The 22,557-nt window shown below is 31.4% G+C and carries 26 protein-coding genes; 19 read left to right on the top strand and 7 right to left on the bottom strand.

All coding sequences use genetic code 11. The annotated features are described in order from the left end of the window. Positions 1–7: 7 nt before the first annotated feature. Positions 8–391 (bottom strand): hypothetical protein, encoded by a 384-nt coding sequence (locus tag LX78_RS06170; RefSeq protein WP_109681764.1) that lies wholly within the window; start codon positions 389–391, stop codon positions 8–10. Between the two features lie 293 nt (positions 392–684). Between LX78_RS06170 and LX78_RS06165 the strand changes: the two genes are divergently transcribed. The 6 genes from LX78_RS06165 (at position 685) to LX78_RS06140 (ending at position 4,519) form a co-directional block, all read left to right on the top strand. Continuing rightward, complete coding sequence (locus tag LX78_RS06165) at positions 685–1,605, top strand: EamA family transporter (RefSeq protein ID WP_109681919.1); 921 nt, start codon at positions 685–687, stop codon at positions 1,603–1,605. Between the two features lie 219 nt (positions 1,606–1,824). After that, the gene (locus tag LX78_RS06160) at positions 1,825–2,307 is read left to right on the top strand and encodes a glutathione peroxidase (RefSeq protein WP_245881495.1); all 483 of its coding nucleotides are present in this window, start codon (positions 1,825–1,827) and stop codon (positions 2,305–2,307) included. Continuing rightward, positions 2,304–2,765, top strand: coding sequence for a TspO/MBR family protein (locus LX78_RS06155; protein ID WP_109681762.1), 462 nt, complete (start codon positions 2,304–2,306; stop codon positions 2,763–2,765). The genes LX78_RS06160 and LX78_RS06155 overlap by 4 nt, the downstream gene beginning before the upstream one ends. A gap of 9 nt (positions 2,766–2,774) precedes the next feature. Next, on the top strand, positions 2,775–3,257 hold the full coding sequence (locus LX78_RS06150; RefSeq protein ID WP_109681761.1) for an SRPBCC family protein: 483 nt from the start codon (positions 2,775–2,777) through the stop codon (positions 3,255–3,257). A gap of 18 nt (positions 3,258–3,275) precedes the next feature. Beyond that, positions 3,276–3,758, top strand: a complete 483-nt coding sequence (locus LX78_RS06145) for a CIA30 family protein (protein WP_109681760.1) — start codon at positions 3,276–3,278, stop codon at positions 3,756–3,758. A gap of 149 nt (positions 3,759–3,907) precedes the next feature. Beyond that, the gene (locus LX78_RS06140; protein ID WP_109681759.1) at positions 3,908–4,519 is read left to right on the top strand and encodes a dioxygenase family protein; all 612 of its coding nucleotides are present in this window, start codon (positions 3,908–3,910) and stop codon (positions 4,517–4,519) included. Between the two features lie 48 nt (positions 4,520–4,567). On the opposite strand, the gene LX78_RS06135 is transcribed toward LX78_RS06140, so the two are convergent. The 4 genes from LX78_RS06135 to LX78_RS06120 all read right to left on the bottom strand — a co-directional run bounded on the left by LX78_RS06135 (position 4,568) and on the right by LX78_RS06120 (position 6,755). Then, positions 4,568–5,056, bottom strand: a complete 489-nt coding sequence (locus tag LX78_RS06135; RefSeq protein ID WP_109681758.1) for a hypothetical protein — start codon at positions 5,054–5,056, stop codon at positions 4,568–4,570. Positions 5,057–5,087: 31 nt separating this feature from the next. Further along, positions 5,088–5,321, bottom strand: coding sequence for a hypothetical protein (locus tag LX78_RS06130; RefSeq protein WP_109681757.1), 234 nt, complete (start codon positions 5,319–5,321; stop codon positions 5,088–5,090). Between the two features lie 154 nt (positions 5,322–5,475). Next, positions 5,476–5,952, bottom strand: coding sequence for an Hsp20/alpha crystallin family protein (locus LX78_RS06125; protein WP_109681756.1), 477 nt, complete (start codon positions 5,950–5,952; stop codon positions 5,476–5,478). A gap of 230 nt (positions 5,953–6,182) precedes the next feature. Continuing rightward, the gene (locus LX78_RS06120) at positions 6,183–6,755 is read right to left on the bottom strand and encodes a hypothetical protein (protein ID WP_109681755.1); all 573 of its coding nucleotides are present in this window, start codon (positions 6,753–6,755) and stop codon (positions 6,183–6,185) included. A gap of 131 nt (positions 6,756–6,886) precedes the next feature. On the opposite strand from LX78_RS06120, the gene LX78_RS06115 reads away from it, so the two are divergent. The 4 genes from LX78_RS06115 (at position 6,887) to LX78_RS06100 (ending at position 10,902) form a co-directional block, all read left to right on the top strand. Continuing rightward, positions 6,887–7,753, top strand: a complete 867-nt coding sequence (locus LX78_RS06115; RefSeq protein ID WP_109681918.1) for a winged helix-turn-helix domain-containing protein — start codon at positions 6,887–6,889, stop codon at positions 7,751–7,753. Positions 7,754–8,164: 411 nt separating this feature from the next. Then, positions 8,165–9,262 carry a fatty acid desaturase family protein gene (locus LX78_RS06110; RefSeq protein ID WP_109681917.1) on the top strand — a complete coding sequence of 366 codons (1,098 nt, stop codon included), beginning with the start codon at positions 8,165–8,167 and terminating at the stop codon, positions 9,260–9,262. 34 nt (positions 9,263–9,296) lie between these two features. Beyond that, complete coding sequence (locus LX78_RS06105; protein WP_109681754.1) at positions 9,297–9,539, top strand: cold-shock protein; 243 nt, start codon at positions 9,297–9,299, stop codon at positions 9,537–9,539. Positions 9,540–9,843: 304 nt separating this feature from the next. After that, positions 9,844–10,902 carry an NAD(P)-dependent alcohol dehydrogenase gene (locus LX78_RS06100; RefSeq protein ID WP_109681753.1) on the top strand — a complete coding sequence of 353 codons (1,059 nt, stop codon included), beginning with the start codon at positions 9,844–9,846 and terminating at the stop codon, positions 10,900–10,902. 195 nt (positions 10,903–11,097) lie between these two features. Here LX78_RS06100 and LX78_RS06095 read toward each other — a convergent pair whose 3' ends face one another. Together LX78_RS06095 and LX78_RS06090 are read right to left on the bottom strand one after the other, a co-directional pair. Continuing rightward, positions 11,098–11,838, bottom strand: a complete 741-nt coding sequence (locus LX78_RS06095) for an acyl-CoA desaturase (RefSeq protein ID WP_109681916.1) — start codon at positions 11,836–11,838, stop codon at positions 11,098–11,100. 100 nt (positions 11,839–11,938) lie between these two features. Further along, positions 11,939–12,508 (bottom strand): Crp/Fnr family transcriptional regulator, encoded by a 570-nt coding sequence (locus LX78_RS06090; RefSeq protein WP_109681752.1) that lies wholly within the window; start codon positions 12,506–12,508, stop codon positions 11,939–11,941. Between the two features lie 178 nt (positions 12,509–12,686). Between LX78_RS06090 and LX78_RS06085 the strand changes: the two genes are divergently transcribed. The 9 genes from LX78_RS06085 (at position 12,687) to ilvD (ending at position 22,548) form a co-directional block, all read left to right on the top strand. Then, the gene (locus LX78_RS06085) at positions 12,687–13,103 is read left to right on the top strand and encodes a c-type cytochrome (protein ID WP_109681751.1); all 417 of its coding nucleotides are present in this window, start codon (positions 12,687–12,689) and stop codon (positions 13,101–13,103) included. A gap of 147 nt (positions 13,104–13,250) precedes the next feature. Then, positions 13,251–13,826 (top strand): hypothetical protein, encoded by a 576-nt coding sequence (locus LX78_RS06080; RefSeq protein ID WP_109681750.1) that lies wholly within the window; start codon positions 13,251–13,253, stop codon positions 13,824–13,826. Between the two features lie 185 nt (positions 13,827–14,011). Then, entirely contained in the window at positions 14,012–14,383 is a 372-nt protein-coding gene (locus LX78_RS14915) for a hypothetical protein (protein ID WP_245881487.1), read from the top strand. 108 nt (positions 14,384–14,491) lie between these two features. After that, positions 14,492–16,447, top strand: coding sequence for a hypothetical protein (locus LX78_RS06075; protein WP_245881486.1), 1,956 nt, complete (start codon positions 14,492–14,494; stop codon positions 16,445–16,447). A gap of 266 nt (positions 16,448–16,713) precedes the next feature. Beyond that, positions 16,714–17,439, top strand: coding sequence for a DUF6090 family protein (locus LX78_RS06070; protein WP_170109806.1), 726 nt, complete (start codon positions 16,714–16,716; stop codon positions 17,437–17,439). Positions 17,440–17,703: 264 nt separating this feature from the next. Next, positions 17,704–18,411, top strand: coding sequence for a DUF6090 family protein (locus LX78_RS06065; RefSeq protein WP_170109805.1), 708 nt, complete (start codon positions 17,704–17,706; stop codon positions 18,409–18,411). 197 nt (positions 18,412–18,608) lie between these two features. Next, positions 18,609–19,331, top strand: a complete 723-nt coding sequence (locus LX78_RS06060) for a tetratricopeptide repeat protein (protein WP_109681747.1) — start codon at positions 18,609–18,611, stop codon at positions 19,329–19,331. A 647-nt stretch (positions 19,332–19,978) separates the two neighbouring features. Then, positions 19,979–20,875, top strand: a complete 897-nt coding sequence (locus LX78_RS06050; RefSeq protein ID WP_109681745.1) for a branched-chain amino acid transaminase — start codon at positions 19,979–19,981, stop codon at positions 20,873–20,875. Further along, positions 20,872–22,548, top strand: coding sequence for a dihydroxy-acid dehydratase (gene ilvD, locus LX78_RS06045; protein WP_109681744.1), 1,677 nt, complete (start codon positions 20,872–20,874; stop codon positions 22,546–22,548). Before LX78_RS06050 ends, ilvD begins: the two co-directional genes overlap by 4 nt. Positions 22,549–22,557: the final 9 nt, after the last annotated feature.

The raw sequence follows: 22,557 nt of genomic DNA, 5'->3' as shown, positions 1-22,557 counted from the left end.
CAAATTATTATTTTTTAATTTGAAGTTTTGGATCATCAGAATATGGAGAATTATCTCCATCTATTTTAAAACCAATAGTGTAATATTCTTTTTTTCCTTTTCCAGGAGATTTTGTTACAATAGTCCCAACTAGTTTTCCACCTTCTGGTTTAATGTCATCATTTAATAAATTGTAATTGTCTTTAGTAATTTTGGCGTTTTTGGTTATCCCTGTTAATTCCGATATACCACTACTGTAATCTGGAATCCATGTAACCGTTGCTCCTGGATCGACATTTGTAGTCAAGTCGTCACCTTTTGAGGAGTGTCCTTCTGAATCTCTTAATTTAATTTTTGGAGGATTGCTTCTAGAATCTGCCAAAATAACTGTAATTTCAACTGCTTTGCTCATAATTGTAATGTTATTGGTTGATTAATAATTAGTGCTATTATCAATTACTTAGAGAAAAAACGATAAAATTATTTGGGGAAAGCCGATGATTTATATATTACTAAGGTACAACTATTTTTCAGAATTATCACCTAACATATTGTTTTCCAAAAGAAAAGTATCCGTTTAAAGAATCTTGTAAATAGACAATTTTAACTATTATATGGTTAATTATATTTGCTTGAAATAATAATATACTAATTAGTTTTCTTAATATTGAGGTGCAAAATATTGCCAATCTTAACTATGTAAAAATGAGTAAACCTCAAAAAGGCCTATTAATTATTCTTTCATTTTTTTCTATTTATGTTATTTGGGGTTCTACCTATTTGTTAAATAAAATAGTAGTAGCAGAAGTAGCGCCTTTGTTATTAGCTGCAATTCGTTTTTTTATAGCAGGAGCAATTATTATTTGTATATCACTTTTGCTAAAAATTTCGTTAAAAATCACCAGGAAACAGCTTATTAACTGTGTTATTGCAGGTTTCTTATTCTTAGTTTATGGAAATGGTGTCTTTGTTTGGGCATTAAAATATGTAGATAGTGGTTTTGCTGCACTTATAGCTGCTACACAACCTTTATTTGTAATTTTTCTCATGCGAATTCTTTATGGTAGTAAAATTCAGGTGAAATCTATTCTTGGCGTTGTTTTAGGAATTATAGGAATGTATTTATTGGTTAGTCAAGACAGCTTAGTTTTGAATAACAAAAGCATTATAGGCATTTTTATGATCTTTAGTTGTGTTCTATGCTGGAGTTATGCTAGTATATTTGTGTCTAAAGCAAATTTGCCTAGTAGCTTTTTTGTTAGTACAGGATATCAAATGTTGGCAGCAGGATTTTTGCTAATTATTTTTAGTCTTGTATTAAACGAACCTTGGTTATCTCCAATTAATTGGAGTGCTAAGGCACAAGTATCTATGGTCTTGTTAATTATTTTTGGAAGTATTGTTGCTTTTACAGCTTTTAACTACCTACTTAAAGTGGTTTCTACAGAGAAAGTATCTACTTCTGCTTATGTAAACCCAGTAATAGCTTTATTGCTAGGCTGGTATGTTTTAGATGAACACATCTCAAAACAGTCCCTTATTGCTGCATTTATTTTACTAATTGGTGTTTATTTTATTAATACAAAGAAAAAAATTGCCATATTTAACAGGTTTAGAAATAAGTAATATTTACTGTTTGTGATATATAGTTTCCCCGACAATTATAATATTTTATGATTATTTATATAATTAATTTAAATATTTTGTCTAACTTTGCAACGATAAATGTTAAACAAAAAAAACTAACAACTCATAAAAATATATAAAATGATAAAAATTCTTTACGTATTAATCCCATTAGGAATCATCTTCTATTTTATTAATAGAAATAAACCAGCGAAACTTATGCAAGAAACAGCGAGTATTTATAACATATCGATTAATAGTTTAACTGGTGAACCCATAGATTTAAGTCAGTTTAAAGGAAAGAAAATCCTTATTGTAAATACGGCTTCAGAATGTGGTTTTACTGGTCAATACGAAGGCTTGCAAGAATTATATGATACTTATAAAGATAAGTTAGTAGTTATAGGTGTACCATGCAACCAATTTGGTGGTCAAGAGCCTGGATCTGCAAAAGAAATTGAATCTTTTTGTCAAGTAAATTATGGCGTAACTTTTCTAATGACAGAAAAAGTTGATGTTAAAGGAGATAATCAGCATGAGCTTTATACTTGGTTAACAAACAAAGAGTTAAATGGAGTAAGTAGTTCTACAGTAAAATGGAATTTTCAAAAATATTTATTAGACGAAGAGGGTCATTTTGTAGATTATTATTATTCAATAACCAAGCCTTTAAGTTCTAAAATTACAGATCATTTGAAATGAAAAAGTATCAATTAGTCATTTTATTTCTAATAATAAATTTTGCTGCTCTAGGAATTGGAAGTTGGCTAATGGATAATGGTCCAATGACTGAATGGTACATGAGCCTAAATCAAGCGCCTTGGACTCCACCTGGTTGGTTGTTTGGTGTTGCTTGGACAACTATTATGATTTGTTTTTCGTTTTATATGGCAAGTTTAATAAAGTTAGTGCCCAATACTTTTGTAGTTAGTTTGTTTGCTATTCAGTTTGTATTAAATGTGTCTTGGAATTATATTTTCTTCAATCAGCATTTAGTTGGTTTTGGCCTTATAATCATACTCTTTTTAACTATTGTAGTTGGTACATTTTTGTTTAAATACATGCCTGCTTTAAAGACTAAAACTTGGTTGATTGTACTATATTTTGGTTGGTTAATAATAGCTAGTAGTTTAAATGCTTATATATTATTTAATAATTAATTATACCACATGGACTTCTCTACAAAAGGCAAGGTTTATAGATTGTCATCCAAACAAAATTTACCAATTACATTAGAAGAAGCATGGCAATTTCTATCTAGCCCAAAAAATTTAAAAACGATTACACCTGGATACATGAGTTTTGATATTATTTCAGGTGCTGAAAAACCGATGTTTGCAGGCCAAATTATTCAATATATTGTGACACCTGTTTTAGGAATAAAAACACATTGGGTTACTGAAATAACACATGTCGAGGACAGGCACTATTTTGTTGATGAACAACGATTTGGGCCTTATGCTTTGTGGCATCACAAACATTTTTTAAAAGAAATTGAAGGAGGAGTAGAGATGGAAGATATAATAGATTATAAAATACCATTTGGTTTTTTGGGTAGGTTGTTACATCCTGTTTTAGTAAAGCCTAAACTAACTGAAATTTTTAATCATCGTACTCAAAAATTAAATGAACTATTTGGTAACTTTAATTAAATACTTAGAGGTTTTATTATGATGGTATTTCACGCAAAAACACACCCTGAATTATCTAATTGGCAGATTACTAATGATGTGGTAATGGGAGGAAACTCTCAATCTAAATTTGTTATAAATAAAGAAGGATATGGCGAGTTTTCAGGTCAAGTGTCTTTAGAAAATAATGGTGGTTTCTCTAGTGTTAAATATAGTTTAGATCGGATAGATGTAGATGCATTTACAAAAATTAGAATTAAACTAAAAGGAGATACGCATAGATATCAATTACGAATAAAAACTAAAAAAGAAGATAGACATTCTTATATATCTTATTTTGAAACTTCAGACCAATGGCAAACTATTGAGTTTCCACTTACAGAATTCTATCCAACCTATCGTGGCAGAGAGTTGCAACTTTCTAAATATCCAGGAAAATATCTTGAAGAAATTGGATTTTTAATAGCTAATAAGAAAGCTCAAAACTTTAAATTGGAAATAGAGCAAATAGACTTTCTTTAGTTTTCAAGAATCACATCTAATTAGTGTATTACATCGATACTTTTGAACCTTATTTTCATTTCATCGTAAAATTTTATAGTTCATAAGATTTTTTATGAAGTAATAGGTCTAAATATATAGTTTTAAACGAATTATATAAGTTAAGCCTCATGAAAAAGTTTATTATTATCTTTTCTATCTCTTGTTTTTTTAGCTCATTTGTACAGCTAAAAGCACAAGATTCAGCCAATGTTTTAGAAGAAATTCCATTCGATTATATGACCAGAAGTCCTATATATGATTATGCTGAAAAAAACTTAAACAATACAGATACCATTCCCGGATTTGAAACTCTGGAAAATAAACTTAAAATTACTGGTACTATTTTTCTATCAGATGGTGTGACTCCTGCTAAAGACGTGATTCTATATATTGAACAACCAAATGACAATGGAGAGTACGATTTAAAATTTGAGAATGATAAACGTTATGTAAATAATAGAGGCTGGATTAAAACAGATGCAAATGGAGAATATACATTTTATACATTTATTCCAGGATCTTATCCACATAGTAAAGAATTAAGACACATACATCCAGTGGTTAAAGAAATAGGTAAACCAGAATACGCTTTAAATACTTTATTATTTAACGACGACCCTTTTTTAACTAAAGCTTGCAGAAAAAGACTAAATAAAAAAGGAATAAATAGTATTCTTACTACATTAAAAAAGGAAGATATGTACGTGTCTAACTATAATATTATTTTAGAAAAAAAATAAAAGACCAAAATATGGTCTTTATTTATAAATTATAATAGTATATGTTTCCTACTCGATAGGTTCTATAGTTTTTGGTTGGTATTTCTCTAAAAATGCTTTTTGTCTGTCAATCATCTGCTGTGTTATTTTATCTAGATTCATAAATTCATTACCAAAATCACTTTTAAAGAAATCATCATTAAAATAGTTTTTGCTATAAATTGAATCTAAATTAAATAAATTACCAAACCCATCATTTTTTAAATGGGAATACTGTTTAAAGAATCTAGATTTAAACTCCTCAAGCAAACTGTCTTTTTCTATATCATTTAATTCGTTGTATTTACTCGAACTTGAATAAGACCAAGAATAAATACTATCAATACGAATTAAATTTCCGTCTTTATCAAATTCTTTTTCAACCCTCCAAATTCCTTGAGGTTGATTCTCATTTCTTTCTTGATGAGCTTTAGAATTATTATTTGCCAAATCATTTTTTTGTCCAGTACAACTAGAACTCAATAAACTCATCATTAATAAAATAATATAAGCTCTCATGATATTTGTTTTTTATTAATTATATGTTTAACTAAGCTTTATATAGGCCACCAGTTTCATGTATTTTTAACAATTTGTTTTGATGAAATATTTCTGAATTTCGTTCGCCATTTTTATACCAAACACATTCTAAATATTTATTACTATTGGTGATCCCTAAAAGAGGGTCTTTTTTTATAACATATTTTAATACTTCCATTTTTTGATTGCTGGGTAAACCTTTAATTTTAACCCAATCTCCTGGTTTAAATTTTCTTAAAGTCATAATATTAAGTTTTAATTATAGGTTAAACATTTATTATATTTAATGGAATAGAGTAATTTATAATAAGAAATTGTAATCAAATTATAAATAGAAAGTTGGTTAAAAAGGGGCTTAAAAGCAGCCCCATTTTTCTTTACCAAATAAATTGCTACTTTTATGAAACTTTAATAGTTCTTGTTGGTTTCTTTTTTGCCTCTTCTTTTTTTGGCAATAAGATATTCAAGATACCATCTTCATATTTAGCATCAATTTTTGTGTCATTTACACTTTCAGGAAGTGTAAAAGTTCTCTTAAAAGAAGAGTAACCAAACTCTCTACGAGTATAATTATCTTCATGCTGTTCATTTTCTTCTTTTAACTCAGTAGAAATTGAAAGAGTTTCGTTATCAAGGTCAATTTTTAAATCAGATTTTTTAACTCCTGGAATTGCCATTTCAACAATAAATGAATCAGCAGATTCCTTAATGTTTACTTTAGGTAAAGAGATACCAGTATTAAAATTAGGAGTAAATACATTAGGTAACTCTCTGTTAAAAACATCTTCTAACCAATTAGACCAATTAGGAAAGTTTACATTCGAATTAGTGTTTGGTAAACTTTCTTTTTTAGGAACATTAACTATAGTGCTCATAATAATAAAAATTTAAAATTAAACATTAAATCAAAATTTCATTATCAAAAAAAGCAAACAAAATGCCAAAGTTAAAAATTGATATTATTTTAACTTTTTATTAAAACCTTTAGATGAAAAAGTAGTTAATATGTTTAAAGTTAGCATGTTATAGTTAATAAATATGTCAAATTGACATTTAAGGTCTGAATTTATTTCAGTTGCATATGACAAATTTTTCTATACTATCCTTAACAACCACCAATTAATTTCACAGATAATTTCCCAGATTTCTGACTAATCATAAACGGGATTTCTTCAAACGTGCAACGTGGCTCTATAGTAAATCTTATAGCTCCAGTTGCTTCAAAGTCTTTATCTGTATTAACGTTTAATGGTAATTTGTATGTCGTGTTTTCTTTTACCCAATTAACAGTGCCATCTACAAGATGGTGAGTATCTATTTCCTCAACCGATTGTGGTATTTCAATAATGTGTCCTTGTGTTGCCAAATTGCTGCTTTCATCTAAAGTCATGCTAAAACGTCCTTTAAAATCTTTTTTTGCATGAGGTGATACAAAATAGGAGTCACCTTTCAAGGTTATAAAAACAACTAATTGCTTAGAATCAGTTTCTGTATTTTCTATTTTTAAGTCTAAATGATAAGGGCTATGTGGACTATAAGGTTCTTTATATGTAATTGTTTCAAATGGATTTAAAGGTAAATTCACTTCAGTTGAAGCAATCTCTTTACCCGATTCCTGACTTTTAGTACTGAAACTAATAAAAATAAGCAGGATGAAACATAATACTATTCTGTTCATAAATTGATTGTTTTAGTGATTCATAATAACCGTAAAACTAGAATAAACATAGCCAAAAAATGTCAAAAAAATGTAAAAGAAGTGTCAACAGTTTTAAAAAGTCATTAAATATCATGTTATTTACAGTAATTATGAATAAAAAAATAATTTTTAAAGCTAGTGGTTTGATTATCATTCTGTTTTCAATATGGATGCTAATACCAACTAAAAAAAATAAGGACCTTTTTTCTGAAAGAGTTAAGGTTTCTCTACGTGATGTTGGGAATAAAATATTACTACGCAATCAAGATACTACGTCTTTAATTTTACCTGTTATAGAATTAGAAGAAAACAAATATCAATTATCTTTTCAAAAGCCATTGTCTTTTGAACCTGGAAACTTAGTTTCCATTATTGACTCTTCATTTCAAAAAGCAACACTTCCTAAAGATTACTTGGTGGAAACCATCCAGTGTGAAGAACAGGAAGTTGCATATAGTTATCAAATATTAAATAATGTTGAAAATAGCATCATCCCTTGTGCTGGAAGGTATTTGCCAGAAAGTTGTTATACTATTGAAGTACAATTTACAAACATAAAAACAACATCTCCTAGTGGTCAAATAGGTTATTATGGATTATTATTTGCAGGTTTTGTTCTAGTGTTTTTAGGGTTCTATAAAAGAGAACTAGAACCAGACATTCCAGAAAACGCAGAGAATTACGCTACTCTTGGCAGTTTTCAATTCTATCCAGAGCAAAATAAATTAGTAAAACAAGCTGAAGAAATTAGTCTGTCTAAAAAAGAATGCGAACTGTTAGAAATTTTTGTAGCAAATCCTAATCAGATTATTAAACGAGATGAATTAACTAAGAAAGTTTGGGAAGATCATGGCGTTTTTGTCGGTAGAAGTTTAGATACTTATATTTCCAAATTGCGAAAAAAACTGGAAAAAGACGATTCTGTAAAGATTACAAATGTGCATGGTGTAGGGTATAAATTGGAAATAAATTCTTAAGTTTTTTAGTATTTAAAAAGTTTTAAAAAAGGGTATCTTATTTAAAATGAGCGTAGTGGAGTGCACATTCTCAAGCGAATCTAGTTGGTTAAATAAAATAATGATTATCAATACTTTAACACATAATTATGCTAATTTGGTTAAATTAAGATTATCTTTACAACATTAATTATTTAGACTGCTTACCTTTTTTAATTTCTCCCAATTTTAATTAATTTTTGCGCTCTTCAATACTTTAATATCGTAGTATATTAGATATTCTATTTGTTAAGACTTTTCGGATTTGCTTAAATAAACCTATCCAAAATACAATCTTCATAACTATTTTCTCTTAGAAATACGAAACTTCAAAACCATTAATAAAGGTGATTGAAGCATACAATGCCATTAATTAATACGTCAAATCATACAATGGAAAACCCCAGATTTTCAAGAGAAGCAGGTAACGATTTCTCGAAAACACTAAGAAGTCGCGTAAATCTATATTTCAAAGAAAATAATTTAAGTAAAAAAGCCAATGCTAATATGGTTGTAAAAACTTTAGTTATGCTTTCTTTATTTTTCGTACCATTAATTTTACTTTCTTCTGGATTAGTTACAAGCATCTGGCTACTATTCATATTATACATAATAAGTGGGTTTGGTATGTCTGGAATAGGAATGGGAGTGATGCATGATGCTATTCATGGTGCCTATTCAAAAAATAAAAATATCAATAAACTGTTGGGTTATACTTTTAATCTAATTGGTGCAAGCGATAAAGTTTGGAGGATTCAACACAATATTCTGCATCATACTTATACCAATATTGATCATGCAGACGATGATATTAATACACCATTTTTTCTTCGTTTTTCTCCTAATGCGAAACATCATTGGTCTCAGCAATTTCAACATGTTTATATCTGGTTTTTTTATGGAATATCTACTTTGTTTTGGATAACAGTAAAAGACTTTGTTCGTTTAAACCGTTATAATAATATGGGTTTACTGAACAAGAAAAATGAATTTCCAAAAGGAATATTTAGTATTACTGCATGGAAGCTATTTTATTATTCTTATGCCTTAGTACTACCAATGATTATGGTGCCATTATCATGGTGGATTATTTTATTAGCATTTTTAAGCATGCATGTAATAACAGGTCTTATGGTAAGTGCTGTGTTTCAAATTGCGCACATTATGCCAGAAACTGATTTCCCTTTGCCTAATGAAAAAGGCATGATGAAAAATGAGTGGTACAGACATCAATTTGCTACTACAAGTAATTTTTCGCCAAAGAGCAAGTTGCTATTTTGGTTGATTGGAGGTTTAAATTACCAAGTGGAGCATCATGTTTTGCCAGACGTGTGTCATGTCCATTATAAAAAATTAACCAATATAGTTTCAGAAACTGCCAAAGAGTTTGGTATGCCATATCATGTAAAGAAAAGCATCTTTCAAGCCTTGAAAGATCATACAAAAATGCTTCGAATGCTTGGAAAGAAGCCAATTGTTGGCATCACCTAAAAGCGAATGAAAACGACTAATAACAATAGAAATAATGATTAAAAAAATATTAAATAGATTTATAAAATCTAATAAGGCAAGTCAATTAAAAGAAGGTAACGTGAAGTTTTTCATTAAAGCCAAAGGTTTTGGATTTATTACAGTTAAAGATTCTGAGAAAGAAATATTTGTTCACTCAACTAATCTTATCGATACTATTAAAGAAAACGACCACGTAAAGTTTGATATAGAACAAGGAGAAAAAGGATTAATTGCAGTTAAAGTAAGTTTAGTCTAACCATATCTCATGTATTACAAAACAACCATTCTAACAGATGGTTTTTTTATACCCAAACGTAACTCAAGCTTAGTCATTGCAAAGAAAGAACAACTGAAGCAAGTCCATTTTAGTGAGCTTGTAAACCAAGCCTATTGTTTAGATTAGAAAGTTAATTCTGCTTTCTCTAAAAAAATTACCTCTATTTCTTTATATTTATGAGAATAAATTAATGCGTTAGCCATGATTTCATTTGCTGATTCCTTTTTTAAAAAGTTCAAAAAATAAAGTATTAATTAATCATTATAACAAATAAAAAAAGACCATGAAAACAAAAAGTGTAAAAGCATACGGAACAGATTCAGCTGAAGCCGATTTAAAACAATTTAATATCGATAGAAGGGAAGTGACCTCTAAAGATGTAGAAATAGACATCTTGTTTTGTGGTGTTTGCCATTCCGATTTGCATTTTGCTCGTAACGATTGGGGAATGACGCAATATCCTGTTGTTCCTGGCCATGAAATTGTTGGAAGAGTAATAAACACTGGAGAAGGAGTTTCCAAATATAAAAAAGGCGATCTAGTAGCTGTTGGCTGTTTAGTTGACTCTTGTAGAACGTGTAATAACTGTAAAGCCGATTTAGAACAATACTGTTCTGGAGGCTGGGTTGGTACTTATGGTGGTTACGATAAGCATTTAGATACCAATACTCATGGTGGCTATTCAGAAACCATTGTTGTAGACGAAGATTTTGTATTAAGTGTGCCAGAAAACCTGGATCTTGCTGGTATTGCACCTGTTTTATGTGCTGGAATTACTACTTGGTCTCCATTGCGACACTGGAATGTTGGAAAAAACTCTAAAGTAGCTGTTGTTGGCTTGGGAGGCTTAGGCCACATGGCTATTAAATTAGCACATGCTTTAGGAGCTCAAGTGACATTGTTTTCACGATCTACTAATAAAATTGAAGATGCCAAAGCATTAGGAGCAGATCAGGTTATTATTTCTACAGATGAAACCCAAATGGAAAGTGTAATGAACAACTTTGATGTTATTATAGACACAGTTCCTTATGCGCATGATTTAAATCCATATGTTGGCACATTGGCTACAAATGGTACTTTGGTTGTTGTTGGTTATTTAGGACCATTAGACCCAATGTTAGTAACTGTTCCAATGATTATGGGACGAAAAGCTATTGCTGGTTCTTTAATTGGTGGTATTGCTGAAACTCAGGAGTTATTAGATTTCTGTGGCAAGCATCAAATTATTTCGGATGTCGAGGTGATAAAAATGCAAGACATAAATAAAGCTTACGAACGCATGCTTAAAAGCGATGTTAAATACCGTTTTGTTATTGATATGAAATCGTTAAAAGAATAATTATAATTACAGAATAAAACAAAAGTGAGGCTATTTGAATAGAAAAACATTCTATTTTTTAAAAGCCTCACTTTTTCATTTTATAAACTGGTTAGTTTTCTAACTTCGCTAACATCTTCTTAGCATTGTTATTATTCGGATTTCATTTAAAGCAATTTAGAATGAAACAATAACAATCAAGTACTAACTAAATAATTATTTCTTTATGGTTACAGGTTTCAATTGAATAACGCCAAAAATATCTAGCAGTCTTATAATTAAATAGGTGATGTCAATTTCATACCATCTTACCCCGAAATTGGCACTACTAGCATGTTTGTGGTGGTTGTTATGATAACCTTCACCCATCATTAAAAAATCGAAACGGAATAGATTCTTACTGGTGTTTTTCATTTTATAATTGACATAGCCATAAATATGTCCAAACCAATTAATTATCACACCATGAATTGGTGCCATTAAAAATGTAATTGGTAACAAAAGCCACTGCCACCATGCAGTAACAAAAAATACAAAGAATAAAATGTAAGCAGTAATCCAGAGTAATCTGGAAAAGCGAGAACTAGCAAAAGCATCAAAGCTTTTCCATTGTGGGACGTTTTTAGTAAAACGATCTTCCACAGCAACACGTTGTTTATTAATATCTTGATAGATTGTTTTTGTTCTCCACATCATGGCAAATACATTAGCATCGAAAGATGGCGAATGTGGATCTTTTTCAGTATCTGTATAGGCATGATGCATTCTGTGCATAACGCCATAACCATAGGCACTTAAATAACTAGAGCCTTGAAATACCCAAGTTAAAACAAAGGTAATTCGTTCCATAGTTTTCGACATAGTAAATACCTGATGGGCTGCATAGCGATGCAAAAAGAAAGATTGAAAGAATAAGCCTCCATACCATAGTACTAACACAAAAATAACAACTGCCATTTCTTTTTTTTGTAAAGATAAACTGATGCGTTGAGCCAAACAATGAACCTAAATCAAGAAAAACTGTAAGGGTTCTAAAAAACTAAATTCCAAAAGCTAGTTAGATACGTTTTCTAATTCTACTTAAAGCTTGAGCAGTAACACCTATATAAGAGCTGATGTATTTTAAAGGAATAACTTTTAAAAGTTCTGGACGTTCTTTAAACAGCTTCACGTAACGTTCTTCAGCTGTAAGATTTAACAGGTTTTGTTCGCGCTTAGATTTGATTAAAAACAAGCGTTCGGCAGTGAGTCTGCCAATTAGGTTACCTATTTGTGTCTGTTTATAAACCTCTTGCAAATCGTTGTAGGTAATACTTAAAATGGTGGTATCTGTAAGTGCTTGAAGCTCGTAAGCCGAAGGTGTTTGGGTTAAAAACGAATCGTAAGCAGAAATAAACTGGTCTTTAAAACTAAACCCAAAAGTTATTTCTTTCTCAGGGTTTTCTTTTGGAATATAAACACGCACCACTCCAGACTCTATAAAAGAGATGTGATTCTCTATGTCGTTAAGTTTTAAAAAAACGGTTTTCTTTTTAATAACACGACGTTGCAATTTAGATGTAAAAAACGCCCAATCTGTATTAGAAATAGTAGCAATTTGATCTAAATACGCTTTTATCTGTTGCAATCTTTATAGGCTTAGTTTGTTATTGCTCAAAGATATTATTCTTTTGTTTCAGAATCAAAGTCCTTTTAAAATAATCTACAAAAAAGTCACAACCTGTATTGTAAACTGCTTTTTACATGGAAATATTATTTATTTTAGTAAAATCAAACTTTAAAAGTAGTCATCTAAAACCCATTATATGAAGCGTATATTAATCGTTTTAACAGGAATTCTAGTGCTAACTAGCTGCCAAACAGATAAAAAAACAGAAAAGAAACTTGAGACTGTAGTTCCTGAGCGAACGGAATTAAGTCAAGATTCAAAAATATTTCTAGGTAATAGGTTGTTTTCAGAAAAGACCTGTATTACCTGTCATGCTATAGATAGAGAACATAAAGCGCCTTCGGTTGTAGATATTATGCATGTTTATAAAGCAAATAATGCCGATATTGTATCCTTCTTAAAAGGCTATGCAAAACCTATTGTGGATACAACTGCCAGCCAAGTAGCTATAATGCAAGCTAATATTGATGGGTTTTTAAAACAAATTACCGATGTTGAGTTAGATGCCATTGCAACATATATGATGCATGTGGATGAACTAAGTAAGAAATAAGGTTATAAATCTACTCATGTTTTAATACTTACGGATTTCCATATATTTCTTAATATAAAACAGTTTATATTGGCTTGTTAATGGAATTCGTTTCAGGGATATGATTATATTTATGGTTTATAAAACGAGTTGTGTAACATTTGAGAAATGAACAAAATACTAACTTGCATATTAATATTTCTGACTTTTAGTTGTGTTGACAAAAAGAATAAAACAGAAACTCAAACATCACTAAATGAACAAAGTGAAACTGAAATTTCGGATTCTGAAAAAACAAAAAAAACGATTTTTGATAAAGTCTTTAGGAAAATTAATGAAATTGAATATTTCAAAAATCACGAAAACGGAATTAGCTCTGTCATAAATTATGAAGAAAGTAGATGGGAATATGTTTTTGTGGAGATGGTAAATGACAACAAACGAATAATTATTCTTGAGAAAATTGTTGAGACTGGAAAACCTGAAAAAAAGTATCAAATTTTAGATACCATTCATATCAATAATTTTAAAGAAAATGAATTTACATCATTTGGTGTTTGCCAAAATAACGGAAAAGCAGATTCTCGGATTTTCACAATAATTGAGAGAACTGAAAATGATTTTGATTTAGAATATTATTCCAAAATTAAAAGTGCGTGGAAAGCAAATCTTAAAACCAAAAAAATTGAAAAAATGACCGAAATAAATGGAATTATGTGTATGAATGAAAGTTATGGAATTTAAAAAAAACGTTACACAACATTGTATAAAAATAATGCGTAGTTTAGTGCTTAATCAAAGGTTAGTACGTTTTTGTTAGCTGCTGATTTTCCTTCGGAAAATCCTCGCTCTCAAAACCGCACTATTCTTATACGTAACCGTTGCCAGCAATTAGAACAGACCACAGCGTAAAAAGACAAAAAAAAAGAATGAGGTATAAAAAAATCCGAGAAGAAGAACTAAAAAATAAAGTTGGAGCTGACTGGTTTAAGCAATTTGACACAACCGAAATTCTTGGAAATATTGACTTTACTGTTTTTCCGAAACAAGACAGCTTATTTGGAAGAACACCTCTTTTATGGGCAGAAGCCAAAACTGGGGATTTTGACATTCCGACTATGTTTGTTCAGCTCATTCTGACAATAGGAAAAGCAAGAACTTTTGACAAAACATTACCGCCAGCTTTTTTAGGCGCATTTGATTTTAAAAAAATCGCATTTGTTGATTATGTTAACATTCAAGATATTTTTTATCTCAATGACTTTAATTGGAACGTCACATCAAGTAATCACGAAACATAAGAATTTCAAATAATTAAAGAAAGAATTGAATCTATCTTAAAAACGAAAACTTATGTTTTTGATTATCAAAAAGACGAAAAGCTACTCAATACCTTTATTAAAAATAATGTGGCTAATGCCACAACAAAAAGTAAAATCAAAATAGACAAAAACAATTTCATTCCAATTTATTTACGTTGGATTGAGATTGTTAAACCTATAATTGACGTTAATTGGGATGACTTAAAAAAAGCGAATATTTTTGATAGTGATTTTTATTTAGCTGACATATTTGTTGACGACAAAGGCACACAAGATATTGATGATGATTTAACCATAAGAGATAGTTTATTTGTTGTCTTTCATAATCAAGGCTATAAAATTGCCAAAGAGAACATTAAGCAAATGTTTGATGCTACGATAAATATCCGAAATAAAAATGCTTATTTACAATTCTGGAAACTCTACAAACGGCCACCAATACAAGAATTTCAAGATTATATAATAGAACGCAAAGATTTACTCGTACCTCAAGATATTAGAGAACGCAAAGGAGCTTTTTTTACACCTCGGATTTGGGTTGAACTTTCACAAAAATACTTAACTGACCATTTAGGCGAAAACTGGCAAGACGACTATTACGTTTGGGATTGTGCGGCTGGCACAGGAAATCTATTAACAGGTTTGACTAACAAATACAATATTTACGCAAGCACATTAGATCAGTCTGATGTTAACGTAATGCACGAGCGTATTGACCACGGAGCGAACTTACTGCATAATCACATTTTTCAATTTGACTTCTTAAATGATGATTTCACCAAGTTGCCTCAAAGTTTACAAGACGTTATTAACGATACCGAGAAACGGAAAAAACTGATTATTTATATAAATCCACCTTATGCAGAAGCAGCGAGTAAATCTACTGTAACAAAGACAGGGACAAATAAAACAAATGTTGCAGTTACCACAAAAATTTATGAAAAATATAAAAGCAAAATTGGAATTGGTGGACGTGAACTTTTTGTTCAGTTTCTAACAAGAATTAATGCTGAAATTCCTAATACAATAATTGCAGATTTCTCAACTTTAAAAACCCTACAAGCACCAAATTTCAAAGACTTTAGAAGTTTTTTTCAAGCTAAACTCGAAAATTTATTTGTTGTTCCAGCAAGCTCATTCGATAATGTGAAAGGAAAATTCCCAATAGGCTTTTTCATATGGAACAATAATATTAAGGAAGATTTTAAAGAAATAAAAAGTGATATTTATAACTCTAAAGGCGATTTTATTGGCAATAAAAAATTTATTAATACTTCAATTTTCAAATCAATAAATGATTGGATAAAAACCACTAGAAATAGAGTTAATGAAAAAAATATTGGTTTTATGTCTGCAAAAGGCAATGATTTCCAAAACACAAATTTTATTTTCATTATTAATGACAAAAATCAATTACCACACCCTAGAGGTACTTGGGTAACTGATAAAAACATTATAGAAGTTTCAATATATATTTCTGTTCGCCATTGCATTCAAGCAACTTGGATAAATGATAGAGACCAGTTTACTTACCCGAATGATAATTGGGTGTATGACACAGAGTTTCAAAGTGATTGTTTAACTTTCTGCTTGTTCGATAATAGTAATAATATTTCATCAAGTTTTGGCATAAATAATTGGATACCATTTACAGAACAAGAAGTAAATGCACAAAATAGATTTGAGAGCAATTTTATGACCGATTTTATTTATGGTAAAATGAAAACAGAAAACGAAAAAGACTTGTTTGGAACTAGCTCAAATAAAAACAAAAAAAGAGAATTTTCAGAAGAAGCTAAAGACGTTTTTGATGCAGGTAGAAAACTTTGGAAATACTATCACAGCCAACCTAATGTAAATGTAAATGCAAGTTATTATGACATTAGAGTTCATTTTCAGGGCAGAAACGCCAAAGGTAGAATGAACTCAAAAAGTGATGATGAAAAATATATGGAATTGATTGGAGAATTAAGGAACAAACTGAACTTTTTAGAAGACAAAATTAAACCGAAAATATACGAATACGAATTTTTAAAAGAATAATAACTACTGGCAACAAAGAACTGAGTTAAAAAACAAACAATTTTAAGCTAATTTAAAAACCCTATCTTCAGTCAGGCATGTTGCTGCGTTTTAGATTTCTCACGAAAATTGTTAGGTAGTTTGTTTTGTTCGTGACTGTTTGGTTTGAATTAGCTAACTTAGATGCTGGAACACGCCACCACTAATATAGAAGCAGATTGTGCTTCATTATCAGAAACCACTAACCAATGATAAAGTTCTTTAGAAAAATTAGACAAAATTTTCTGATGGAAAATAAAACTGGAAAGTATTTTAAGTATGCCCTTGGTGAAATTGTACTTGTAGTCATCGGGATATTGATTGCTTTACAGATTAATAATTGGAATGAAAACCGAAAAAATAAAATTGCTGAAGCTGATTACTACTGTAGAATTTTAGACGACTTTGAGTTAAATGAAAAATTAATTGATGAATCTTCTAAACTGATAAGAAACAAAATAAAGATTTGTAAAGAGCTGATATTAGATTTAAACAATATACCGAATGACAGAGGTGAAATACTAAATAAATTTGTACTTGCATTAAGACAAGACGTTTTTATACCCAGTACTATTGCTTTTGAAGACATAACATCATCAGGGCAATTAAAGCTGTTAACAGATTTAGAACTTAAAAACAGATTGATTCAGCATAGTACATTTTTAAACAACATTTCAAATCTACTCCAAGAAAATAGGAATGTCATTATTAACGGGATGGATAGTTTTGAGTTAATGACTGAATTTGGATATCAAGATATGGATTATCTTCAGCGCGAGCTTGATAAAGAACATATTGACCTTTTACCAAAAAATAATTGGACCAATGAGCCTAATAATCCAATATTCTTAAAGTTTCAGGACAATCTTGTTACACTTATTGGTATGCTAATTAGACAGGAACAGCATTTATCTAATTTGAAGAAGGAAATGCAAGAACCTATAAGATTATTAAAAGAAAAAGAATGTAAATAACGAAAGCACAACAAAGAACTGAGTTAAAAAACAAGCAATTTTAAGCTATTTTATAAAACCTATCTTCAGTCAGGCATGTTGCTGCGTTTTAGATTTCTCACGAAAATTGCTAGGCAGTTTACATTGCTCGTGTCTGTTTGGTTTGAATTAGCTAACTTAGATGCTGGAACACGCCACCACTAATATAGAAGCAGGTTGTGCTTCATTATCAGAAACCACTAACCAATGATAAAGTTCTTTAGAAAAATTAGACAAAATTTACTGATGGAAAATAAAACTGGAAAGCCTGCCTACCGGACAGGCAGGTATCTTAAATATGCTATTGGTGAAATAATTCTTGTGGTTATTGGAATTCTGATTGCTTTAGGAATAAACAATTGGAATAATGCAAATAATCTTTCAAATAAGGAAACAACTCTTCTAATTGAAATGAAATCGAATTTAGAATCGGATTTAGAAGGTTTAAAGTGGGATATTAATAAAAATGAAAGACTGTTAAAAGCCAACCGTATTGTAATTAAGAGTTTAAACAATGGTGTTTATCACGATTCTTTAAATTTTTACTATACATTAATAAAAGGAAATACTGTCTTTGTTAAAAATACTTCAGCCTACAAAAATTTAGAATCCCTTGGAATCAATATTATAAAAAATGACAGTCTACGAATAAAAATCACAAATTTATATTCTACACGATATGAATACATAAGGTATATAGAACAAGTAAGAGATGAGAAATTTCAATATGAACAAATTATACCTCAAATTAATAAGAACTTAAGATTGACTTCTGAAAATTTATATCAACCAATTAATTTTGAAGAGCTCTCACGGAATAATGAATTTAAGTCAGTTATTAAATTAAATTGTGATTTGAGAAATTATATAATCATAACATATAAAGACATAGAGAAAATGATAACTGAACTTATTCATGCAATTGAATTAGAGCTAAAAGACAAAAAAAAATAACGAAAGCACAACAACGGGTTTAAAATAATCTAAGTAATTAAAAAGTAGATACACATCTGTTTAGAATTACTTTTAAAATAAGAATACCACTTACAATTTTATTCTGCTATAAAATACTATTTTTGTTTACCTAATAAAAAGTCGATTTAGCCCTAGTTACTTGCTAAAACGTAAAATCTCAAAAAAATAAACAAAAAATGACATTATTGAAAATAGTACCATTCACATGTCGAATTCTTTTACTTAGTGTATGTCTGCATGTCATAATATCTTGTAAAGGTGAAGCCTCCAGTACAGCTCAAGAAGAAGTTGCTAGTCCAGCTCAAGAAGAAACCACTAATGTTGCTAAAGGAATAGCTTATTTTGAATCTGGGCTAAAGGCTGCAAATGAAAACAACATGCCATTGGCATATAATGAATTTCTGGCTGGAGCTAAAGAAGGGCATATGTTTGCTCAATACAATGTGGGACTCATGTATGAACAGGGTCTTGGAATTAGTAAAAATGCAAAGGAAGCAGTTTATTGGTATAACCAATCTGCCAAGCAGGGAAATTCAGCTGCCCAATTTAATCTTGGCGTTTGCTATGAAAATGGACTAGGTACTACGGTTGATTTCGAAAAAGCGAATGCGTGGTATAGAAAGGCTTCCGTTCAAGGTGATGGTCTAGCTGTTGGTAATCTAGGCATGTTGTATATACGTGGTCAAGGTGTGAAAGAAAACAAGGTTGCAGGTATGGCACTTCTCCTGGTTTCTGCTGCTATGGATGCATCTCCTGAAAATCAAGCAAGAAATAATATTTCAACTACTAGTGGCTTAACTGCTGCTATGGTTACCGAAGCTCAAACCCTTTCAGACGAAATGATGGAAACCAATAACATCTTGGTACCTCTAGACAACTATTTAAAAGCATCAGAGTAAGTAATGAATTAGTATGCCTTTTCCTTTAAGGAAGTGGAAACAGAGCTGTTATAAATAAAGATTTCCATAAGAGTTTACCCAGAGTAACTCACGGGTTACTCCATATCAGCCACGTTTTTAAAGCTGATTTTGTATAATTTTCTGCCCTAATAAAAAGAATTATCTCCTTTTTAATTAAAATGTTTGGACTTTCAAATTTTTTTTCTAGGTTTGCAGCACATTTAGAAAAACAATGAAATCATTTACTATTATTCCTTCAATTATTATTGCAGATGTTATTATTACATCGGCAGAGGGAGTGGTATAAAATATTAACAGATATTTAAAAAGCCTCCCGAGACATCAGGAGGCTTTTTTTATTGGTACAAAAGATATGACAACAAACATTATTATTATCAGCATTATTATTTGCTTTACGGAGTGAGTCAGGCTGGTATAATCCAATTTTAAGCCTTTCTCATTTATTTGAGAAAGGCTTTTTTTTTAACATTATTGAAACATGACAACACATACTAACATAATTATTATCAGCATTATTATTTGCCCTTCCGGGTGAGTCAGGCTGGTATTGTCCAAATTTATAAGCCTTTCTCAATCCATTGAGAAAGGCTTTTTTATTCAATGAAATAACAATTAAATCAAACAAGATGTATTACAACAACAACACACTTATCTATCTCGACAAAAAGTTTGTAAAAGCTAGTGAAGCTACAACAGATTTGTACAGTCAGACTATGCACTATGGTTATGGTGTATTTGAAGGTATTCGAGCCTATGCTACCAAAAATGGCACGCGAGTTTTTAAAATTAAGGAACATTATGAGCGATTGAAAAGATCCTGCGAGCTCGTTAACATTCCATTAGATTATTCTGTACAGACGTTAGTGGATGCCACTAATATGCTCTTAGAAAAAAACAACTTATCTGATGCCTATGTGCGTCCGTTGGTTTTCTGCGACCCAAATATGGCTCTTACTAGACCAAAAGAGGTTTCCATTATGATTTGCGCCTGGGAATGGGGTGCTTATCTGGGTGATAAACACTTACGTTTAAATGTCTCTTCGTATTGCAGGCCACATCCACGTTCCATAAAAATAGAAGCCAAAGTCTGTGGGCATTATGTGAATTCTATTCTTGCCACGAATGAAGCTAAAGACAATGGCTATGATGAAGCTTTGCTTTTAGATAGTGATGGGTACCTGGCCGAAGGTCCAGGCGCGAATCTGTTTTTTGAAAAAGATGGCGTTTTGTTTACACCACAATTAGGGAACATTCTCCCGGGAATTACACGTGCAACAGTCTTAGAATTGGCCGAAAAACTAGGTGTTGAAGTGCAACAAGGACTTTATAAGCCTGAGGTATTGGCATTGGCAGATAGTGCTTTTTATTGTGGTACAGCAGCCGAAGTGATTGGAATTGCATCTGTAGATGATACCGTTTTCCCTAAAGCATGGACCGATACACTAGGGAAAAAATTACAGGATGCCTATTCGGAATTTGTGAGGCAATCAGAAAAAACATTAAGAACAACAACAGCATTATGAATACACTAAACAGATACAGTAAAACCATTACGCAGGATGCCTCTCAGCCTGCCTCTCAAGCCATGCTTTATGGTATTGGGTTAACAGAAGAGGATATGCAAAAAGCCCAGGTAGGTATTGTAAGTACAGGATATGAAGGGAATACCTGTAATATGCACTTGAACGATTTGGCGAAAGAAGTTAAAGTAGTGGTTCTACAAGAAGATCTTGTCGGGCTGATATTCAACACTATTGGTGTGAGTGATGGTATTTCTAACGGTACTGATGGGATGCGTTTTTCGTTGGTTTCCAGAGATGTTATTGCAGATTCTATTGAAACTGTGGTGAGCGCTCAATGGTACGATGCCGTTTTGGCTGTAGTGGGTTGCGATAAAAATATGCCAGGTTCTGTAATGGCTATGGGCAGACTAAACCGACCAGCTATCATGATTTATGGAGGAAGTATTCATTCTGGCAAATGGAAAGGGGAGTCCTTAAACATTGTTTCTGCTTTTGAAGCTTTGGGGAAGAAATTCAACCATACCATAAGCCCTGAAGATTTTAAGGGTGTCATTAAAAATGCCTGTCCTGGTGCTGGCGCCTGTGGTGGCATGTACACAGCAAATACTATGGCTTCTGCCATTGAAGCTTTGGGGATGAGCCTGCCATACAGTTCGTCTAATCCAGCTTTAAGTAAAGAAAAGCATTTGGAATGTCTAGATGCTGGGAAAGCCATCAGGGTTTTGCTGGAGAAAGACATTAAACCCAAGGATATTATGACCAAAAAGGCTTTTGAAAATGCGATGACTATGGTGACAGTTCTTGGAGGTTCTACCAATGCAGTGATGCATTTAATTGCTATGGCACATTCAGTGGACTTGACATTGAGCCTGGAAGATTTTCAGAAGATTAGTGACAAAGTTCCAGTGCTAGCCGATTTAAAACCCAGTGGTAAATACTTAATGGAAGATTTACATGCTGTGGGAGGTGTTCCAGGGGTTATGAAATACCTGTTAGAAAACAAGCTGTTACATGGAGATTGCTTAACGGTTACAGGGAAAACAGTTGCAGAAAACTTAATGAATGTACCCAGTTTGACAGTTGGACAAGAGGTATTTTTTGATTTAGAAACACCTTTAAAGGCCACTGGGCATTTGCAAATCCTCTATGGAAACTTAGCTTCTGAAGGCTCTGTAGCAAAAATTAGTGGTAATGAAGGTAGCTATTTTGAAGGCACAGCTAAAGTGTATGACGATGAGTATGCAGTTATTGCTGGTGTAAAAAATGGCGAAGTCAGATCGGGGAATGTTGTTGTGATTCGCTATTGTGGACCAAAAGGTGGACCCGGAATGCCTGAAATGTTAAAGCCTACCTCTGCCATTATGGGAGCAGGATTAGGGAAAAGTGTTGCCTTAATAACCGATGGCCGATTTTCAGGAGGCACACACGGTTTTGTGGTAGGACATATTACACCTGAAGCTTTTGTAGGTGGAACCATCGCTCTGGTAAAAGATGGAGATACCATCACCATCGATACAAAAAACAATAGCATAACATTAAAAGTCAGCGACCAGGAATTAGCCAAGCGACAAGCTGAATGGCAACAACCCCAGCTTAATGCAAGCAAAGGAGTTTTATATAAATATGCCAAATGTGTGTCAAGTGCGTCCACGGGCTGTGTTACCGATCAATAATTTAAAAGA

The sequence above is a fragment of the Xanthomarina spongicola genome (assembly GCF_003148645.1).
In the GTDB taxonomy this organism is placed as follows: Bacteria; Bacteroidota; Bacteroidia; order Flavobacteriales; family Flavobacteriaceae; genus Xanthomarina; species Xanthomarina spongicola.
The sequence above is the reverse complement of the archived record's forward strand: the minus strand, read 5'-3'. Positions and strand labels throughout refer to the sequence as shown.

Bases quoted from the DNA above. Each gene is read 5' to 3' on its own strand.
- LX78_RS06165 (WP_109681919.1), top strand. From the start codon at position 685: ATGAGTAAACCTCAAAAAGGCCTATTAATTATTCTTTCATTTTTTTCT.
- LX78_RS06120 (WP_109681755.1), bottom strand. From the start codon at position 6,755: ATGAACAGAATAGTATTATGTTTCATCCTGCTTATTTTTATTAGTTTC.
- LX78_RS06115 (WP_109681918.1), top strand. From the start codon at position 6,887: ATGAATAAAAAAATAATTTTTAAAGCTAGTGGTTTGATTATCATTCTG.
- LX78_RS06135 (WP_109681758.1), bottom strand. From the start codon at position 5,056: ATGAGAGCTTATATTATTTTATTAATGATGAGTTTATTGAGTTCTAGT.
- ilvD (WP_109681744.1), top strand. From the start codon at position 20,872: ATGAATACACTAAACAGATACAGTAAAACCATTACGCAGGATGCCTCT.
- LX78_RS06080 (WP_109681750.1), top strand. From the start codon at position 13,251: ATGAACAAAATACTAACTTGCATATTAATATTTCTGACTTTTAGTTGT.
- LX78_RS06065 (WP_170109805.1), top strand. From the start codon at position 17,704: ATGGAAAATAAAACTGGAAAGCCTGCCTACCGGACAGGCAGGTATCTT.
- LX78_RS06160 (WP_245881495.1), top strand. From the start codon at position 1,825: ATGCAAGAAACAGCGAGTATTTATAACATATCGATTAATAGTTTAACT.
- LX78_RS06050 (WP_109681745.1), top strand. From the start codon at position 19,979: ATGTATTACAACAACAACACACTTATCTATCTCGACAAAAAGTTTGTA.
- LX78_RS06060 (WP_109681747.1), top strand. From the start codon at position 18,609: ATGACATTATTGAAAATAGTACCATTCACATGTCGAATTCTTTTACTT.
- LX78_RS06170 (WP_109681764.1), bottom strand. From the start codon at position 391: ATGAGCAAAGCAGTTGAAATTACAGTTATTTTGGCAGATTCTAGAAGC.
- LX78_RS06140 (WP_109681759.1), top strand. From the start codon at position 3,908: ATGAAAAAGTTTATTATTATCTTTTCTATCTCTTGTTTTTTTAGCTCA.
- LX78_RS06150 (WP_109681761.1), top strand. From the start codon at position 2,775: ATGGACTTCTCTACAAAAGGCAAGGTTTATAGATTGTCATCCAAACAA.
- LX78_RS06110 (WP_109681917.1), top strand. From the start codon at position 8,165: ATGGAAAACCCCAGATTTTCAAGAGAAGCAGGTAACGATTTCTCGAAA.
- LX78_RS06125 (WP_109681756.1), bottom strand. From the start codon at position 5,952: ATGAGCACTATAGTTAATGTTCCTAAAAAAGAAAGTTTACCAAACACT.
- LX78_RS14915 (WP_245881487.1), top strand. From the start codon at position 14,012: ATGAGGTATAAAAAAATCCGAGAAGAAGAACTAAAAAATAAAGTTGGA.
- LX78_RS06095 (WP_109681916.1), bottom strand. From the start codon at position 11,838: ATGGCAGTTGTTATTTTTGTGTTAGTACTATGGTATGGAGGCTTATTC.
- LX78_RS06130 (WP_109681757.1), bottom strand. From the start codon at position 5,321: ATGACTTTAAGAAAATTTAAACCAGGAGATTGGGTTAAAATTAAAGGT.
- LX78_RS06085 (WP_109681751.1), top strand. From the start codon at position 12,687: ATGAAGCGTATATTAATCGTTTTAACAGGAATTCTAGTGCTAACTAGC.
- LX78_RS06070 (WP_170109806.1), top strand. From the start codon at position 16,714: ATGGAAAATAAAACTGGAAAGTATTTTAAGTATGCCCTTGGTGAAATT.
- LX78_RS06155 (WP_109681762.1), top strand. From the start codon at position 2,304: ATGAAAAAGTATCAATTAGTCATTTTATTTCTAATAATAAATTTTGCT.
- LX78_RS06145 (WP_109681760.1), top strand. From the start codon at position 3,276: ATGATGGTATTTCACGCAAAAACACACCCTGAATTATCTAATTGGCAG.
- LX78_RS06100 (WP_109681753.1), top strand. From the start codon at position 9,844: ATGAAAACAAAAAGTGTAAAAGCATACGGAACAGATTCAGCTGAAGCC.
- LX78_RS06105 (WP_109681754.1), top strand. From the start codon at position 9,297: ATGATTAAAAAAATATTAAATAGATTTATAAAATCTAATAAGGCAAGT.